This is a genomic window from Pseudomonas marginalis, from assembly GCF_008692035.1.
In the GTDB taxonomy this organism is placed as follows: Bacteria; Pseudomonadota; Gammaproteobacteria; order Pseudomonadales; family Pseudomonadaceae; genus Aquipseudomonas; species Aquipseudomonas marginalis.
In genome coordinates this window covers 1,598,250-1,615,067 of record NZ_VTFG01000001.1, presented here as the reverse complement: position 1 = coordinate 1,615,067, position 16,818 = coordinate 1,598,250, and the positions used below count along the sequence as shown (strand labels likewise).

Annotated in this window: 12 protein-coding genes; 7 read left to right on the top strand and 5 right to left on the bottom strand. The window is 62.6% G+C overall.

Translation table 11 applies throughout. From position 1 onward, the window contains the following. Window positions 1-61 precede the first annotated feature (61 nt). Window positions 62-1,699 (top strand): AMP-binding protein, encoded by a 1,638-nt coding sequence (locus tag FX984_RS07195; protein ID WP_146477104.1) that lies wholly within the window; start codon window positions 62-64, stop codon window positions 1,697-1,699. A 542-nt stretch (window positions 1,700-2,241) separates the two neighbouring features. Here the strand turns inward: FX984_RS07195 and FX984_RS07190 are convergent. The 3 genes from FX984_RS07190 to FX984_RS07180 all read right to left on the bottom strand — a co-directional run bounded on the left by FX984_RS07190 (window position 2,242) and on the right by FX984_RS07180 (window position 4,600). Continuing rightward, entirely contained in the window at window positions 2,242-3,141 is a 900-nt protein-coding gene (locus tag FX984_RS07190; protein ID WP_146477106.1) for a hydroxymethylglutaryl-CoA lyase, read from the bottom strand. Window positions 3,142-3,157: 16 nt separating this feature from the next. Next, window positions 3,158-3,550 (bottom strand): MerR family transcriptional regulator, encoded by a 393-nt coding sequence (locus FX984_RS07185; RefSeq protein ID WP_027606274.1) that lies wholly within the window; start codon window positions 3,548-3,550, stop codon window positions 3,158-3,160. 114 nt (window positions 3,551-3,664) lie between these two features. After that, window positions 3,665-4,600, bottom strand: coding sequence for a LysR family transcriptional regulator (locus FX984_RS07180; RefSeq protein ID WP_027606275.1), 936 nt, complete (start codon window positions 4,598-4,600; stop codon window positions 3,665-3,667). Between the two features lie 151 nt (window positions 4,601-4,751). Between FX984_RS07180 and FX984_RS07175 the strand changes: the two genes are divergently transcribed. Beyond that, window positions 4,752-5,981 (top strand): acyl-CoA dehydrogenase, encoded by a 1,230-nt coding sequence (locus FX984_RS07175; RefSeq protein WP_027606276.1) that lies wholly within the window; start codon window positions 4,752-4,754, stop codon window positions 5,979-5,981. Between the two features lie 122 nt (window positions 5,982-6,103). Here FX984_RS07175 and FX984_RS07170 read toward each other — a convergent pair whose 3' ends face one another. Then, window positions 6,104-7,438, bottom strand: coding sequence for a substrate-binding domain-containing protein (locus FX984_RS07170; protein WP_146477108.1), 1,335 nt, complete (start codon window positions 7,436-7,438; stop codon window positions 6,104-6,106). Between the two features lie 149 nt (window positions 7,439-7,587). Then, window positions 7,588-8,400 (bottom strand): exodeoxyribonuclease III, encoded by an 813-nt coding sequence (gene xthA / locus FX984_RS07165; protein WP_027606278.1) that lies wholly within the window; start codon window positions 8,398-8,400, stop codon window positions 7,588-7,590. Between the two features lie 168 nt (window positions 8,401-8,568). Here xthA and FX984_RS07160 point away from each other — a divergent pair, with 168 nt between their 5' ends. From FX984_RS07160 to FX984_RS07140, 5 genes are all read left to right on the top strand, one after another. After that, window positions 8,569-9,213 carry a GNAT family N-acetyltransferase gene (locus FX984_RS07160; protein WP_027606279.1) on the top strand — a complete coding sequence of 215 codons (645 nt, stop codon included), beginning with the start codon at window positions 8,569-8,571 and terminating at the stop codon, window positions 9,211-9,213. Window positions 9,214-9,277: 64 nt separating this feature from the next. Then, a complete protein-coding gene (locus FX984_RS07155; RefSeq protein WP_146477111.1) occupies window positions 9,278-11,005 on the top strand; it encodes an autotransporter assembly complex protein TamA in 1,728 nt (575 codons plus the stop codon). After that, window positions 11,005-14,676: a translocation/assembly module TamB domain-containing protein gene (locus FX984_RS07150; protein ID WP_146477113.1), complete on the top strand. Its 3,672-nt coding sequence runs from the start codon at window positions 11,005-11,007 to the stop codon at window positions 14,674-14,676. The genes FX984_RS07155 and FX984_RS07150 overlap by 1 nt, the downstream gene beginning before the upstream one ends. A 205-nt stretch (window positions 14,677-14,881) precedes the next feature. Next, window positions 14,882-15,355, top strand: a complete 474-nt coding sequence (locus tag FX984_RS07145; RefSeq protein ID WP_027606282.1) for a MarR family winged helix-turn-helix transcriptional regulator — start codon at window positions 14,882-14,884, stop codon at window positions 15,353-15,355. Beyond that, window positions 15,352-16,803, top strand: a complete 1,452-nt coding sequence (locus FX984_RS07140; RefSeq protein WP_027606283.1) for an efflux transporter outer membrane subunit — start codon at window positions 15,352-15,354, stop codon at window positions 16,801-16,803. Before FX984_RS07145 ends, FX984_RS07140 begins: the two co-directional genes overlap by 4 nt. The last annotated feature ends 15 nt before the right edge of the window (window positions 16,804-16,818 follow it).

The window sequence follows — 16,818 nt, the reverse complement described above, 5'->3', positions numbered from 1 at the left end:
CGGTGCTGTCAATCGTAGTTTACGTTTACGTCAACCTACAAAAAAGACAACAGGGGTCGTTATGGATCAACTGCATCCGAGCTACAGCCGTGGCTCCCAGGACAAGGCCTTGCTGGCCATGACCATTGGCCAGGCCTTCGATCACACCGTGGCGCAATACCCCGATGGCGAAGCCCTTGTGGTGCGCCATCAGCAGCGTCGCTACACCTGGCGGCAACTGGCCGAGACCGTCGATGTGCATGCCCGCGCGTTCCTGGCCTTGGGTATGCAGACCGGCGATCGCCTGGGCATCTGGGCGCCCAATTGCGCCGAGTGGTGCATCAGCCAAATCGCCAGCGCCAAGATTGGCGTGATCCTGGTCAATATCAACCCGGCGTACCGCAGCAGTGAACTGGACTACGTGCTCAAGCAGTCCGGCTGCGAGTGGCTGGTGTGCGCCGGCGCGTTCAAGACCTCCGACTATCACGCGATGCTGCAGGCACTGCAGCCTGAGCTACGCGGCATGATCAGCCTCGACCCCAGCCCGCCCTCGGGCTTCCTGCCCTGGTCGGAACTGGCGGCCCTTGGTGCTGGTCTGCCGTCCGAGCAATTGCGCAGCCGCCAGGCCAGCCTGCACTTCGATCAAGCCGTCAATATCCAGTACACCTCCGGCACCACCGGTTTCCCCAAGGGCGCCACCCTCAGTCACCACAACATCCTCAATAACGGCTATATGGTCGGCGAAAGCCTGGGCCTCACCGCGCAGGACCGCCTGGTGATCCCGGTGCCGCTGTACCACTGCTTCGGCATGGTGATGGGCAACCTGGGCTGCATCACCCATGGCACCACCATGATCTACCCGAATGACGGCTTCGATCCGCTGCTGACCCTCACCGCCGTCGCCGAAGAACGTGCCACCGGCCTGTACGGCGTGCCCACCATGTTTATTGCCCTGCTCGATCACCCACGCCGGGGCGAGTTCGAGCTGTCCACCCTGCGCACCGGCATCATGGCCGGCGCCACGTGCCCCATTGAGGTGATGCGCCGGGTCATCGGCGAATTGCACATGGGCGAGGTGCAGATTGCCTACGGCATGACTGAGACCAGCCCCGTATCCCTGCAAACCGGCGCGGATGACGATCTGGAGCGCCGCGTGACCACCGTCGGCCGCACCCAGCCGCAACTGGAAAGCAAGATCATCGATGAAGCCGGTAACACGCTGCCCCGTGGCCAGGTCGGCGAACTCTGCACCCGTGGCTACAGCGTGATGCTCGGCTACTGGAACAACCCCGACGGCACCCGCGAGGCCATCGACGCTGCGGGCTGGATGCACACCGGCGACCTGGCCACCATGGATGCCCACGGCTATGTGTGCATCGCCGGGCGCAACAAGGACATGATCATTCGCGGTGGCGAAAACGTGTACCCGCGCGAGGTGGAAGAGTTTTTCTTCACCCACCCGGCGGTGGCCGATGTGCAGGTCATCGGCATTCCGGACGAGCGTTACGGCGAAGAGATCGTGGCCTGGGTCAAGTTGCATCCGGGCCATGTGGCCGACGAGCTGGAACTGCAGGCCTGGTGCAAGGGCCGTATCGCGCACTTCAAGACGCCCCGGTACTTCAAGTTCGTGGAGGAGTTTCCGATGACGGTGACGGGCAAGATCCAGAAATTCCGCATGCGCGAGATCTCGATCGAAGAGCTGGGGGCAGGGCAGGGTTAAAGGCCAGAAAGCACAAAGGGGACCCGAAGGTCCCCTTTAATTTGTCGTTGCGTGCTCTTTTTTTATTATTGAGGGGCGGTCTATTGTTGTTTTTGGCGACCGTTACCCTTTACCGCTGTTTTTGGCGACCCCCATCCGGGGTCAAGAGCAAACGTATTTTTTTGAGCGCTGACCTGCTTCTTCGTTAACGATCCAACCAGTGGGTAGCTACCTGAGGTAGTTTTATTTTTCTCTAACCGGTTGCGGGTTTCGGCATGCCGTACCCTGCGAAGCACATCTTCTCCAAAAAAATCTGTTAGCTGCGTCTCTGCCGTGTTGTTTTTGTTATGTCAGAGTCGTTTCGTCTTATTTTTATTAGGTTTGGCGCTTTTTATTCTTGTTATGCCATAGAGATAGCAGAAGGCGTGCCAACTTTTTAAATCCCTTTAAAATCAATAAGTTAATTTTTTAGTAGGCCTTGACCTACAGAAAATACGACAAAATATGTTCCCGTGTTACTCGATGTGTAGCCGTGCGGTAACACATTGTCACGGCTACGCTACTCAACCGGCAGTTCGCGCCTTGGCTACGCGCGAGCCCGTGGGGCGGCCGAGGACATGGCTGATTTGCAGGCCCGCGCGAATCAATGCGTCCAGGTCGATGCCGGTGTCGATCCCGAGGCCATTGAGCAGGTACAGCACATCTTCGGTGGCGACGTTACCGCTGGCGCCCTTGGCATAGGGGCAGCCGCCGAGGCCTGCAATAGAGCTGTCGAATACCGTGATGCCTTCCAGCAGGCCGGCATAGATATTGGCGATGGCCTGGCCATAGGTGTCATGGAAGTGGCCCGCCAGTTTGTCCCGTGGCACCTGCGCGCCGACCACCTCGAACAGCCGCCGCGTGGTGCCCGCCGTGCCGGTGCCGATGGTGTCGCCCAGGGACACCTCGTAGCAGCCCATGGCATACAGCTCCCGCGCGACCGCCGCCACCTGTTCCGGCGCAATCTCACCTTCGTAAGGGCAACCCAGCACACAGGACACATAGCCGCGCACGCTGATGCCGTGCTGCCTGGCCGCCGCCATGATCGGCGCAAAACGCTCCAGGCTTTCGCTGATGGAACAGTTGATATTGCGCTGGGAAAACGCCTCGGAGGCTGCGGCAAACACCGCCACTTCCTTTACGCCCGCCGCCAGCGCGTCCTCGAAACCACGCAGGTTTGGCGCCAGCGCACCGTAGGTTACGCCGGGCTTGCGCTGGATCTGCGCGAACACGTCGGCGGAACCGGCCATTTGCGGCACCCACTTGGGCGAGACAAAACTGCCGACTTCGATATAGCTCAGGCCCGCCGCGCTGAGGGCGTCCACCAATCGGGCCTTGTCGGCCACGCTGATGGGCTGGGCTTCGTTCTGCAAGCCGTCGCGCGGGCCGACTTCCACCAGGCGCACATGGGAGGGGAGGGACATGGCAGCTACCTTCTGATCAATGGCCAACCTGGCCCATGGTTTGCGCCAGGGCCTGGGTGCAACGCTCTTCGGCGGTGTCCAGCTCCAGCTTCATTTGTTCGATATCCAGCAGTTGCTGTTCCAACTGCTCACGGCGCTCGGCGATCTTGGCCAGCATGCTGTTGAGTTGGATCTGGTTGCCGCCGGTGGGGTCGTAGAGTTCGATCAGCTCACGGCACTCGGCCAGGGAAAAACCGATGCGTTTGCCCCGCAGGATCAGTTTGAGGCTGACCTTGTCCCGCGCCGAATAAATGCGCTCCTGGCCCCGGCGTTCCGGGGCCAGCAGGCCTTGTTCCTCATAGAAGCGAATGGCGCGGGTGGTGATGTCGAGCTCACGGGCGAGGTCGGAGATGCTGTAGGTCGTGCTCATGGGGGCGCTCAAGAAGGTCTTGGCGCTAAGCTAATGGCAGGTTGACGTAAACGTCAAGGGGCGCTGCGCAGCCCATCGGGGCAAGCCCCCTGCCACAGGGGGCGCTCTTCAGCCTCAGGCCTGTTGCTTATCCAGCTTCTTCTCATGGGCGGTGACTTGCTGGCACAACTCGATCATCTGCTCGCGCATCCAGCGGTTGGCCGGGTCCTGGTCGGTGCTTTCGTGCCAGTACAGGTGGGTTTCCACCGGTGGCACGTCATTGACCGGCAGGTTGAACCAATGCAGTTCATGGCGGCGGGCGAAACGTTCGGGCACGGTCATGACCATGTCGGTCTGCTGCAACACTTGCGAGGCCATCAGGTAATGCTGGGAGCGCAGGGCGATCTTGCGCTGGATGCCCATCTTGCCCAGGGCCAGGTCGACATGGCCCAAGCCGTTGCGGCGGCTGGAGATATGGATATGGGTCAGCGACAGGTAGTCATCCAGGGTGAACTTGTCCTTGCCCGCCATGGGATGGCCCTTGCGCATGGCGCACACGTAGCGGTCTTCCATCAGCTTGACGTGGCGTACCTGCGGGTCGGTGTTGAGCGGCGCGTCCACGGCAAAATCCAGGCGCCCGGCCGCCAGTTCCTTGGTGGTCTCGCGGCGTTTGGACAGGAAACTCTCGATCACCACGGTGGGCGCCAGGCGGCGCAGGCGTTGGAACAGCAGCGGCAGAATCACCGCTTCGGTGAGGTCGGTCATGCTGATGCGGTAGGTCTTGGCCGCCTGCTGCGGGTTGAAGATGCGGCTTTCCTGCACCGACACCCGCAGCAACGACAGCGCATTGCGCACCGGGCCGATGATGTTCTGCGCCATCGGCGTGGGCACCATGCCTTGGGCGGTGCGCACGAACAGCGGGTCGTTGAACGTCTCGCGCAGGCGCGCCAGGGCGTTGGACACCGCCGGCTGGGTGATGCCGACAATCTGCCCGGCGCGGGTCAGGTTGGCTTCGGTGTAGATCGCGTCGAAGACGATAAAGAGGTTGAGGTCGACCTTGCTCAGATTCATTTCGTTGCGCTCTTATTGTTAGTTGGCCATACGTCGATCATATATCGGTGATGAATGTTAATACACGCCGAGAATAGGCTAGGTAAATTATCAACGCTGTTCTAGCATCGATTGCATGACCTAAACAACCTCTCAAAGAAGGGAGCTGCTCATGGATTTCGCCTATTCGCCCAAGGTTCAGGAACTGCGTGAACGTGTTACAGCGTTCATGGACGCTTACGTTTACCCGGCCGAGCCGGTGTTCGAACGCCAGGTCAGCGAAGGCGACCGCTGGCAGCCCACCGCCATCATGGAAGAGCTGAAGGCCCGGGCGAAAGCCGAAGGCCTGTGGAACCTGTTCCTGCCCGAGTCCGAACTGGGCGCCGGCCTGACCAACCTTGAATACGCCCCCCTGGCCGAGATCATGGGCCGCTCGCTGCTGGGTCCGGAACCGTTCAACTGCTCCGCCCCCGACACCGGCAACATGGAAGTGCTGGTGCGCTACGCCAACGAAGAGCAGAAACAACGCTGGCTCGAACCGCTGCTGCGCGGCGAGATCCGTTCGGCCTTCGCCATGACCGAGCCCGATGTCGCCTCTTCGGACGCCACCAACATGGCCGCCCGCGCCGAGCGCCAGGGCGACGAGTGGGTGATCAACGGCAAGAAATGGTGGACCTCCGGCGCCTGCGACCCGCGCTGCAAGATCCTGATCTTCATGGGCCTGAGCAACCCGGATGCACCGCGCCACCAGCAGCACTCGATGATCCTGGTGCCGGTGGACGCCCCTGGGGTAAAAATCGTACGCCCGCTGCCGGTGTTCGGCTACGACGACGCGCCCCACGGCCACGCCGAAGTGCTGTTCGACAATGTCCGCGTGCCTTACGAAAACGTACTGCTGGGTGAAGGCCGAGGCTTCGAGATTGCCCAAGGCCGCCTTGGCCCAGGCCGTATCCACCACTGCATGCGCTCCATCGGCATGGCCGAGCGCGCGCTGGAACTGATGTGCAAACGCTCCGTCAGCCGCACCGCGTTCGGCAAGCCTTTGGCGCGCCTGGGCGGCAATATCGACAAGATCGCCGACTCACGCATGGAAATCGACATGGCGCGCCTGCTGACCTTGAAAGCGGCGTACATGATGGACACCGTGGGCAATAAAGTGGCGAAAAGTGAAATCGCCCAGATCAAGGTGGTGGCGCCGAACGTGGCGTTGAAGGTGATCGACCGCGCGATCCAGATCCACGGCGGCGCCGGCGTCTCCAACGACTTCCCGCTGGCCTACATGTACGCCATGCAACGCACCCTGCGCCTGGCCGACGGCCCGGACGAAGTGCACCGCGCGGCCATCGGCAAGTTCGAGATCGGCAAGTATGTGCCTAAGGAGTTGATGCGCGGCGGGCAGTAACAGCGCGTCGCCTGCAATCGGGGGCAAGCCCCCTCCCACACTTTGAATGTATTCCCAAATCAAAATGTGGGAGGGGGCTTGCCCCGATGAGGCCGGATCAGGCCCTGAAGATCCAGCAGCCCTCAGTAAACCCAAACCTCCACGCGCCGATTCTTGATCCGCCCCTCATCCGCCGTATTCGCCGCCACCGGCATCTGTGCGCCGAAGCCGCGAATATCGCGCAATACCACGCCGTTCTTGACCAGCTCCCGGCGTACCGCCATCGCCCGCAGCTTCGAGAGCAGCGCGGCCCGTTGCGGGTCATTCTTGGCATCGCCGAATCCCACCAGCGTTACCTGCTTGTCGAGTTGGTTGTGGCGCTTTATATAGGCCACGACGCGCTGCACGTCCTGGCGCGCCTTGTTGTCCAGGCTGGCGCTGCCTTCCTCGAAGCGAAAATTCACGCTCAAACGCTGGGCGTCACGGGCAATCGCCTGGTAGTCGTCGGGCATCGAAGGGCGCGGCTCCACCGTCATCGCCTGCACCTGCTGCGCAATAAACCCATTGGCCGCCACAATCGCCTGGCCTTTGCTGCTCTGGGCAAAGTCCACCAGCGTCTTGGCCCACGGGTTGTTGGAGGAGGGCGGCAGGTAGAAGAACAGCCGGCGTGACAGCGGGTAATCCTCGGTGGCAATCAGGCTGTTCAACGGCAACATCGGTTGCGAGTCGCCATCGACAATCGCCACCGCCTTGGCCTGGCGCACGTAAGGCAAGCCGATAAAACCGATGCCCTGGGGATCCCGGCTCACTGCATCGGACAACGCTTCGCTGGACTCGAAGCGCTTGGCGCCAGCGGCCAGGGGCTTGCCGCGCAGGCGCAGCACCAGGTCTTTGAAGGTGTCATAGGTGCCGGATTGATCATCCCGCGCATACAGGTGAATGGTGCCGCCGATCCCGCCCAATGCTTCCCAGGTGTTGATTTCGCCGTTGAAAATCTGCGCCAGTTGCTCGGTGTTCAACGTATTCAGCGGGTTGCGCGGGTTGAGGATAATGGCCAGGCCGTCGATGGCGATCACCTGTTCGGCCTCGGGGCTTTTCAGGTCGCCGAGCGCTTCGAGGTCCACCAGTTCGCTGTCTTTTATTGGCCGGGACGAGGCGGCCAGGTCGGCGCTGGCGTTTTTCAGCGCGGCAAACCCCGTGCTGGAACCATGGGCCGCCACCTCGACGGTCACCGTCCTGCCCTGGCGCGTCTTGCCGATCACGCGCTGTTCATTGGCGCCCTCGGCCGGTTCGCTGTGCACCGCCTGCAGGCCCTGATGCTCCATCAACCCCTTGACCAGCGCGGGCCCCAGCGCCGCGCCAATGGTGTTGGAACCCTGGATGCGCAAAGCCGGGCCTTGGTCGGGAACGGGGAGGGGGGCAGCCACGACGCAGAGGGACAACGCGCTACACAACAGGAACAGAACGCGCAGCATCATGCCGGCACCTTCTCAAGCCAAAGGGAGTGCCGCGAGATTAAGTCACTTGGATTTCAATAATGTGACTGACAGTCAGCTTATCTGTTACTGATACACCGCGATCGGGGGCAAGCCCCCTCCCACATTTGGCCCGAGTACAGTCAGGGGGATCAGCTGAGTTCGAGCCAGATCGGCGCATGGTCAGACGGTTTCTCCAAGCCCCGCAGGTCGTAATCCACCCCGGCATCCTTGACCCGTGGCAACAAGCCATTGGAGGCCATGATCACGTCAATGCGCAGCCCTCGCTTGGGCTCATCCTCGAACCCACGGCTGCGGTAGTCGAACCAACTGAAACGGTCGGCCACCTCGGGGTTGAGGTGGCGGAAACTGTCCACCAGGCCCCAGTTCTTCAGGCGTGCCATCCACTCGCGCTCTTCGGGCAGGAAGCTGCACTTGCCGGTTTTCAGCCAGCGCTTGGCGTTGTCGGCGCCGATGCCGATGTCGCAGTCCTCCGGGGAAATGTTCACATCGCCCATCACCACGAGGGCCTGGTCGTTGCTGAACTGGCTTTCCAGCAGGTGCTGCAAATCTGCGTAGAAGCGCTGCTTGGCGGGGAACTTGGTCGGGTGGTCGCGGCTTTCACCTTGTGGGAAATAGCCGTTCATGATGGTCACCGGCTGGCCGTTTTCATCGGCGAAGGTGCCCCAGATAAAACGGCGCTGGGCGTCTTCTTCATCGCTGGCAAAGCCCTTGTGCACGCTCAAGGCTTCCTTGCGCGAGAGCAGCGCTACGCCGTAGTGGCCTTTTTGCCCGTGGTAGTACACGTGATAGCCCAGGGCCTGCACTTCGGCCAGGGGGAACTGGTCGTCGTGGACCTTGGTTTCCTGCAGGCCGATCACGTCGGGTTGGTGTTTTTCAATCAGTGCCGCCAGCTGATGAGGGCGGGCGCGCAGCCCGTTGATATTGAAGGAGACGATTTTCATGGTCGGCGGTCCAGTCTGGCAAAAGGGCGATGCTAGCGGACAAGTCGGACGGGGGCCAGCGTGGCGGTAGGACAGATGCACTGCTAATGTCTGGGAACGACTGGTGCTGCGTAGGTTCGTACCCATAAGAACGCCATCTATTGAGTGGCGCCCAGGGAGATTGACTGTATGACTGACACTGCCATTGGCGAAGTTCGCCTGCTCAACAGCGGCTACTCCCGCGAAGCACGCTCGCTGCTGTACCAGGCCTATCGGCATGAGCCGACGTTTGCCTACATCTTCGAGGCGGAACGCGCAGGTTATGAACAGCGGGTACGTGCCACCGTGCGCGAACTGGTCAAGCAGCATTTCTTCCAGAAACTTCCCGCCATCGGCCTGTTCGTCAACGACCGCCTGATCGGCATCGCGCTGATCGCGCCACCGCAGCGGCGCCTGGGGATTACCGAAAGCTGGGCCTGGCAATTGCGCATGTGGCTGAGCACCGGCGTGCGCGGCACCCGGCGCTACCTGGACTACCACTATGCGGTGATGGCCTGCCTGCCCAACGAGTCGGTGCATGTGTTGCCGCTGCTGGGCATTCATCCGCAATTCCAGGGCAAGCACTACGGTGAACAGCTGCTGGAGGCGGTACATAATTGGTGCGCTGAAGACCCGCACTCGTCCGGTGTGGTGTTGGACACGGGGAATTCGCGCTATCTGGAGTTCTACAAGCGCCAGGGCTATGAGGAGATCGGCGAAGTGGCGGTAGGACCGATTCTGGAGCACGTATTTTTCCACCCCAATCCGCAGGTGTTACATGCTGCAACGGCTTAGCGCAGAATTTTTCAGAATCCTCTGAGTTCTAAGTTTCTCCCCAGCTCGTGTAGCATCCGCGCCTATGAAGTTTCCAGGAAGATTTACCAGCGGCTTGGTTCTGCTGTTCACAAGCTGCGGCGCATTCGCGCAAAGCGAATTGGACGTGCGGATCAAGCCAAAAAACGACGCGTTGAAAGCCAATATCGAAGGCTATATCGGCGGGGTGGGCGAGCGTGACGAAGACGCCTTGCTGCGGTTCAGCCGTGGGGCCGAAGAGCAGGCGCGCAAAGCCGCCCAGGCTTTAGGTTTCTATCAGCCCCGGATCGAAAGTGATGTGAAGGGCGGTAAGAACCCGCGCCTGATCCTCACCATCGATCCCGGCGCACCGGTGCATCTGCGCAACGTGACCATTCGGGTCGACGGCCCGGCCGCGGACCTCAAGGCCTTTCGCGTGCCCGCCAGCGACGACCTCAAATCCGGCGCCGTGCTCAACCACGGCCACTACGAAGACGCCAAGCGTCTGATCCAGAACCAGGCCTCGCGCTACGGCTTTTTCAGCGGGCGCTTCACTCACCAGAAACTCTCGGTAGACCCCCAGGCCGGTGTCGCCGATATCGAACTCATCTATGACAGCGGCCCGCGCTACACCTTGGGCAAGGTCAGCTTTGCCGGCGATACGCCGTTTGACGAAGAGCTGCTGCAACGCATGGTGCCGTTTAAAAGTGGCGCCCCCTACGATTCCGAACTGATCGCCGAACTCAACCAGAACCTGCAAGCCAGCGGCTTTTTCGAAGGCGTGCGCGTCGACGCCGCACCCGCGGCTTCGGCCAATGACGTGATCCCGGTGGCCGTCAACCTGGAGACCCGCAAGCCACGCACCATGGGCCTGGGCCTGGGCTTCTCCACCGACGTCGGCCCGCGCGGCAAGGCCAACTGGACACGCCACTGGGTCAATCCCCAGGGCCACAGCTATGGCTGGGAAGCCGAGTTGTCGGCGCCACGGCAGAACGTCGGGTTGTGGTACGACATCCCGCTGGACCCGCCGCTCACCGATAAACTGCGTTTCGCCGGCGGTTACCAGAATGAAGAAATCGCCAACACCGACACCTTGAGTAAATTGCTCACCCTAGGGCCCGAATGGCACAGCAAGTTGCCCAGTGGCTGGACCCGGGTGATCTCGCTCAAATACCAGCGCGAAGAATACCGCCTGGGCAATGACTCGGGCCTCAGTAACCTGGTGATGCCGGGTGTGAGTTATTCCTACCTGCGCAGCGATAACCGCATCGACCCCCACAACGGCTACCGCCTGCAATTCGACAGCAAGGTGGCCAAGGAAGGGTTGGGCTCCGACACCAACCTGTTATACGGCACGGCCATGGTCAAGGGCCTGACCACCCTGTGGGACAACCACCGCTTCCTGGCGCGGGCCCAGGTCGGCGGCAGTGCCACCAACGGCTATAAGTCGGTGCCGCCATCGCTGCGGTTCTTCGCCGGTGGCGACCAGAGCGTGCGCGGCTACGAGTACCAGACCCTGTCGCCGGAGAATGACCGGGGCGACCGTATCGGCGGCCGCTACATGGTGGCCCTGAGTGCCGAGTATCAATATTCCATCGCCGAAAAATGGCGGATTGCGACCTTTATCGACCAGGGCAACTCGTTCAACTCCCTGGAGTTGCCCAGCTTGAAGACCGGTGTGGGTGTCGGCATCCGCTGGGTCTCGCCGGTCGGGCCGATCCGCCTGGACCTGGCCCACGCCCTGGAAGACCCGGGCGGCGTTCGATTGCACTTTTCCATGGGGCCTGAGCTGTGATGCGTGGTGTGAAAATAGCGGGGCTGGCCGTGTTGGCCACCCTTGTCGTGCTGTTGCTGGCCCTGTGGGCAGTCCTCGGCACCCAGGCGGGCAGTCGCTGGGCGCTGGAGCGTGTACCGGGTTTGAGCGTAGAGAATTTCCACGGCCGTCTGGGCGGCCAGTGGCGCGCCGATCATCTGCTGTGGGCGCAGGACGGCAGTCGCGTCGAACTCGATGCGCCGACGTTTGACTGGTCGCCGGCGTGCCTGTTGCGCATGACCCTGTGCATCAATCGCCTGGACGTGGAGCAAGTCCGCCTGGACGTCGCGCCGAGCACTGAAGAGAGCAGTGGGCCGATTCAGTTGCCGGACCTGAAGCTACCCGTTTCCATTCAGTTGGGCGACGTTCGTGTCGGCAGCCTGCTGCTTAACGGCAGCGAACAACTCAAGGGCCTGCAACTGGCCGCGCACTGGACCGCCGCCGGCATGCAGATTGACGCGGTGCACCTGCAACGGGACGGCCTGGTGCTGGACCTGAACGGCCTGTTGCAACCCAGCGGCGACTGGCCGCTGACCGCCAGCGGCAACCTGAGCCTGCCCTACGCCCCCGGCGGCGCGCCGTGGACGGTGGCGCTCAAGGTCGAGGGCGACCTGCTCAAGACCCTCAGGCTCGACGCCGACAGCAGCGGCTACCTGCCGGCCAAACTCAAGGGCGAGCTGCAACCCCTGGTGGACAACCTCCCGGCCCAGGTGCATATCACCGCCGATGGCTTCAAACCCAGCGCCGATCTGCCCGACACCCTGCAGCTCAATCAACTGGACCTCACCGCCAAGGGCGACCTGAGCAGCGGCTACCAACTGCTGGGCAAGGCCATACTGCCGGCGGAAAAAGGCCCGGTGGACCTGCTGCTGCAAGGCAAGGTCGACGCCAAGGGCGCGCAGATCGCCGGCCTGGACCTGAATGCCGGCGACAAACAAAGCCTCAAGCTCACGGCGCAGTTGGACTGGCAACAAGGCTTCAGCGCCGAGGCCAGGATCGACTGGCTGGACTTTCCCTGGCATCGCCTCTACCCGCTGATCGACGAGCCACAGGTGGTGTTGCGCACCTTCAACGGTGAGGTTTCCTACAAAGACGGCAACTACCTCGGCAACCTCAAGGCCGACCTGGACGGCCCGGCGGGCAAATTCAATCTGGTCACGCCGTTCAGTGGCGACCTTACGCAAGTCTTCCTGCCTGAGCTGAAGCTGACTGCCGGCCAAGGCAAGGCCGAAGGGCATTTGAACCTGCAATTTGCCGATGGTATTGCGTGGGATACCGCGTTGGACCTGTCGGCGCTGAACCCGGCGTACTGGGTGGCGGAATTGCCGGGCACGCTGGCTGGCCCCTTGCGCAGCAAAGGTGAATTCAAAAACGAGCAGCTCAAGCTCAACGCCGACCTCGACCTCAAGGGCCGCCTGCGTGGGCAAACCGCCGTGCTGGCGGCCAAGGCCGAGGGCGCGGGCGAGCAATGGACCCTGGCCAACCTGGATGTCCGCCTGGGCGACAACCGCATCAACGGCAGCGGCAGCCTGCAGCAACGCCTGGCCGGGCAGATCGATATCAAGCTGGCGCGCCTGGCCCAGCTGTGGCCGCAATTGCGTGGGCAGGTCAATGGCCGACTCGACGTGGCCGGCAGCCTCAAGGCGCCCCAAGGCCAACTCGACCTCAAGGGCCAGCAACTGGCGTTCGCCGATAATCGCCTGCAAAGCCTGAGCCTGGGCGCGACGCTGGACAGTGCCCAGCGCGGGAAAATCGACCTCAAGGGCAGCGGCATTCAAAGCGGTGACACCCAGGTGGGCACGCTCACCGCCAGCGCCCAGGGCGATATCAGGAGCCAGAAGGTCCAACTCGACCTGGCCGGCCCCTTGGTCAAACTGGCCCTGGCCCTGGATGGCAACCTCGACAAAGGCAACTGGCGCGGTCGCCTGGCCAGTGGCGATGTGCAGGCGGGTGGCCAGGACTGGAAGCTGCAAGCGCCGGCAAAAATCGAGCGCATGGCCGACGGCAAGTTGACCTTCGCGGCCCACTGCTGGGTCTCCGGTGCGGCCAGCCTGTGTGGTGAAGACCAGCGCCTGATGCCCGAACCCAAATTGCGCTACCACCTCAAGCAATTCCCCATCGACAGCCTGGCGGCGTTTCTGCCCAAGGACTTCGCCTGGCAGGGCAAGCTCAACGCCGACGTCCAACTGGACCTTCCCGACAGCGGTCCCAAAGGCGTGGTCGCGGTGGATGCCAGCGGCGGCACCCTGCGGGTCAAGGACAAGGACCAGTGGCTGGATTTCCCCTACGACACCCTCACGCTGGAAACCACCCTCAACCCCAAACGCATCGACACCCAGCTGAACTTCCGAGGCGGCAAGCTCGGCGAGTTGCTGTTGCAGGCGCAGATCAACCCATTGCCGAAAAACAAGCCGATCAGCGGCAATTTCAGCCTGACCGGTCTGGATCTCGCCGTGGCGCGGCCGTTTGTGCCGATGGTCGAGAAACTCAGCGGCAAGCTCAACGGCAGCGGCCGGATCGCCGGTGGCCTGCTGGCGCCGCAGGTCAACGGTAACGTCAACCTGGTGGGCGGTGAAGTCTCCGGGCCAGAGCTGCCCATCAGCCTTGAAGGCCTGAACGTGCAGGCGCTGATCGCCGGTGAAAGTGTGCAATTGAATGGCGCATGGCGCAGTGGCAAGGCCGGGCAGGGCAGCCTCAAGGGCCAGGTCGACTGGGGCCAGGCCCTGGTGGTGGACCTCAGCCTGCAAGGCTCGCAACTGCCGGTCACGGTGGAGCCCTATGCGGTGCTCGAAGTGGCCCCGGACCTGAAGATCAGCCTGAAGAACGACAAACTGGCGATTGCCGGCAAGGTGCGGATCCCCCGCGGTGACATCACCGTGCGCGAACTGCCGCCGTCCACCGTCAAGGTCTCGGATGACACCGTGATCGTCGGCAGCCAGACCGAAGAGGGCAAGCCACCGATGGCCATGGCCATGGATATCGACGTGGCGGTGGGCGAAGACCAGCTCAACTTCTCGGGCTTCGGCCTCACCGCCAAGGTGCAGGGCCATGTGCACATCGGCGACAACATGGACACCCGTGGCGAGTTGTGGCTCAACGACGGCCGCTACCGTGCCTATGGCCAGCGCCTGGATGTGCGCCGCGCACGCCTGCTGTTCGCCGGGCCGCTCGACCAGCCATACCTGGATATCGAAGCGATCCGCAAGACCGACGATGTCGTCGCCGGTATCCGCCTCAGCGGCAGCGCCGAGCAGCCCACCACGCAGATCTTCTCGGAACCGGCCATGAGCCAGGAACAGGCGCTGTCCTACCTGGTGCTGGGCCGTCCGCTGAGTTCTACTGGCGAAGACAACAACATGCTCGCCCAGGCCGCCCTCGGCCTTGGCCTGATGGGCAGCGCCGGGGTCACCTCGGATCTTGCCAACAAACTGGGGATTCGCGACTTCGACCTCGACACCCAGGGCAGCGGCAACAATACGGCCGTGGTGGCCAGCGGCAAGATCACCGAGAAACTCAGCCTGCGTTACGGGGTAGGGGTGTTCGAACCGGCCAGCACCATTGCCTTGCGCTACCTGCTGAGCAAGAAGGTGTACCTGGAAGTGGCGAGTGGCGTGGCCAGTTCCCTCGACATCTTCTACAAGCGCGATTTCTAGATCCTTTCGCGGTACAAAATGTGGGAGGGGGCTTGCCCCCGATAGCAGTCGTTCAGTCAACACATCAGTGACTGACCCAACGCTATCGGGGGCAAGCCCCCTCCCACATTAGCAAGCAAGCTAATTATTCCATTTGACTTTAGCTGCCTAGGCAGTAACATCTCGTCATACATTCACTGCCTAGGCAGTAATAAGGTGACTTCCGATGCCCCACTTCACCCCTGAAAACTTCCACAACTGCCACCTCGGGCTGTTGCTGGGCCGTGCGGCGCTCCTCAAGGACCGCATCATCGACACCCACATGGAACCCCACGGCATCACGGCCGCGCAGTTCAAGGTGCTGATCATCATGGCCCAGTTCGGCGTCGACACCCCGGCCGAACTGTGCCGCAACCTGTCCCTGGACAGCGGTTCGATGACCCGCATGCTCGACCGCCTCGAGCAGAAAGGCCTGCTGGACCGCAAACGCTCCGAGCAGGACCGCCGCCAGGTCCAGTTGGTGCTGACTGCCGACGGCCAGCGCCTGGCAGACATGCTGCCGCACATAGGCGCCCAGGCGTTGAACCAACTGGCGGGCGTACTTGAGGCTGGCGAGCTGGAAACCCTGGAACGGATTCTCAAGAAAATTCTGATAGCTGCCGGTGATCCCATCACCCTGCAGCGGGTAGGTAAAGCATGAACACACGTGCCCTTTGCCTGGTGCTCGTGGCCATGAGCATGGCCGGTTGCGCCAACTACAGCGGCCTCGACACCCAGGGCCGGCGCCTCGACGCCAACACCTTGCAGACCGGTAAATCCCTGAGCGGGGTGACCCTGTCGAGTGCCGCCTGGCCCAGCGCCGACTGGTGGAAAAACCTCGGCGACCCGCAGCTCGACGGCCTGATCCAGGAAGCCCTGCAAAACAGCCCCGACATGCAAGTCGCCAGCGCCCGTGCCCATCAGGCCGAAGCCGCCGCCTATGCCGCGAATGCCGCACGCATGCCGACCCTGGATGCCAGCGCCGGCGTGAGCCGTTCACGCCTGGCCAAGGACCAGGACCCGCGCGGCGAGGGCGATGCCTACTCGACCGTGCGTAATATCGGCGCCAGCTTCAATTACAACTTCGACCTCTGGGGTGGCCAGCGCGCCGCCTGGGAAGCCGCGCTGGGCCAGGCCCGCGCCGCCGAAGTCGACCAACAGGCCGCGCGCCTGACCCTCGCTGCCGATGTGGCCAAGGCCTACAGCGACCTGGGCCAGGCGCACATCGTGCGCGACCTGGCCGGCGATGACCTCAAGCGCACCCGGCAAATGCTCGACCTGAGCAAGCGCCGCCTCGCTGCGGGCATCGACAGCCAGTACCAGTACCAGCAGACCGAAAGCCTGGAAGCCAGCTCCCAGTCGCAATTGATCGATGCCGACAAGCAACTGCAGAGCGCCAAGATCGCCCTCGCCGTATTGCTCGGCAAAGGCCCGGACCGAGGCGGCGAACTGGCCCGTCCGAATGTGCTCAAGCCCGCCGCTGTCGCCGTGCCTTCGGTGTTGCCCGCCGAGCTGCTGGGCCGCCGCCCGGACCTGATCGCCGCGCGCTGGCGAGTCGAGGCTGCGAGCAAGGACATCGCCGCCAGCAAGACGCGCTTCTACCCGAACCTCAACCTCAGCGCGAGCGCCGGGGCCGAGTCGTTGCTGGGGGATGCGATGTTCGGCTCGGCCAGCCGCTTCTTCAACATTGCGCCGACGATCTCGCTGCCGATCTTCGATGGCGGCCGCCTGCGCGCCGACCTCGATGCGCGCGATGCCGACTACGACCTGGCCGTGGCCCAGTACAACAAGACCCTGGTGCAGGCCTTGGGCGATATCGGCAACACCCTTTCGCAACTGCGCGAAACCGGTCGGCAGATCCAGGCCCAGCAACACGCCACGGACATTGCCCAGCAGTCCTACGACACCGTGGTCCAGCGCTACGGCTCAGGGGTCGGTAACTACCTGGACGTGCTCAGCATCGAGCAGCAATTGCTGCAGGCCCAGCGTCAGCTGGCGACCCTGAATGCCGGGCAAATCGATCTGTCGATTCAATTGATGCAGGCCCTGGGTGGCGGATACAGCGCCGACAACGTGGCGTCGACCACCCCAGCCACCCGCACGGAATAATTTGAGGTATTTGTC

Bases quoted from the DNA above. Each gene is read 5' to 3' on its own strand.
- FX984_RS07190 (WP_146477106.1), bottom strand. From the start codon at position 3,141: ATGTCCCTCCCCTCCCATGTGCGCCTGGTGGAAGTCGGCCCGCGCGAC.
- FX984_RS07140 (WP_027606283.1), top strand. From the start codon at position 15,352: ATGAACACACGTGCCCTTTGCCTGGTGCTCGTGGCCATGAGCATGGCC.
- FX984_RS07145 (WP_027606282.1), top strand. From the start codon at position 14,882: ATGCCCCACTTCACCCCTGAAAACTTCCACAACTGCCACCTCGGGCTG.
- FX984_RS07170 (WP_146477108.1), bottom strand. From the start codon at position 7,438: ATGATGCTGCGCGTTCTGTTCCTGTTGTGTAGCGCGTTGTCCCTCTGC.
- FX984_RS07185 (WP_027606274.1), bottom strand. From the start codon at position 3,550: ATGAGCACGACCTACAGCATCTCCGACCTCGCCCGTGAGCTCGACATC.
- FX984_RS07180 (WP_027606275.1), bottom strand. From the start codon at position 4,600: ATGAATCTGAGCAAGGTCGACCTCAACCTCTTTATCGTCTTCGACGCG.
- FX984_RS07155 (WP_146477111.1), top strand. From the start codon at position 9,278: ATGAAGTTTCCAGGAAGATTTACCAGCGGCTTGGTTCTGCTGTTCACA.
- FX984_RS07175 (WP_027606276.1), top strand. From the start codon at position 4,752: ATGGATTTCGCCTATTCGCCCAAGGTTCAGGAACTGCGTGAACGTGTT.
- FX984_RS07160 (WP_027606279.1), top strand. From the start codon at position 8,569: ATGACTGACACTGCCATTGGCGAAGTTCGCCTGCTCAACAGCGGCTAC.
- xthA (WP_027606278.1), bottom strand. From the start codon at position 8,400: ATGAAAATCGTCTCCTTCAATATCAACGGGCTGCGCGCCCGCCCTCAT.
- FX984_RS07195 (WP_146477104.1), top strand. From the start codon at position 62: ATGGATCAACTGCATCCGAGCTACAGCCGTGGCTCCCAGGACAAGGCC.
- FX984_RS07150 (WP_146477113.1), top strand. From the start codon at position 11,005: ATGCGTGGTGTGAAAATAGCGGGGCTGGCCGTGTTGGCCACCCTTGTC.